We start from the raw sequence: 463 nt of genomic DNA on the forward strand, positions 1-463 counted from the left end.
TCCTACGGGACGCAGCAGTGAGGAATATTGGTCAATGGTCGCAAGACTGAACCAGCCATGCCGCGTGCAGGAAGACGGTCCTATGGATTGTAAACTGCTTTTATACAGGAAGAAACCCTCCCACGTGTGGGAGCTTGACGGTACTGTAGGAATAAGGATCGGCTAACTCCGTGCCAGCAGCCGCGGTAATACGGAGGATCCAAGCGTTATCCGGAATCATTGGGTTTAAAGGGTCCGTAGGCGGTTTGGTAAGTCAGTGGTGAAAGCCCGCAGCTCAACTGTGGAACGGCCATTGATACTGCCAAACTTGAATTACAAGGAAGTAACTAGAATATGTAGTGTAGCGGTGAAATGCTTAGATATTACATGGAATACCAATTGCGAAGGCAGGTTACTACTTGTGGATTGACGCTGATGGACGAAAGCGTGGGGAGCGAACAGGATTAGATACCCCGGTAGTCCC

General features: G+C 49.9%; 1 rRNA gene. It reads left to right on the forward strand.

Annotation, left to right across the window (positions count from 1 at the left end):
• A 16S ribosomal RNA gene (locus OO306_RS28165) occupies positions 1-463 on the forward strand; the annotation flags it as partial.

The organism is Pseudomonas sp. DCB_AW, from assembly GCF_026240895.1.
GTDB classification, from domain to species: domain Bacteria; phylum Pseudomonadota; class Gammaproteobacteria; order Pseudomonadales; family Pseudomonadaceae; genus Aquipseudomonas; species Aquipseudomonas kermanshahensis.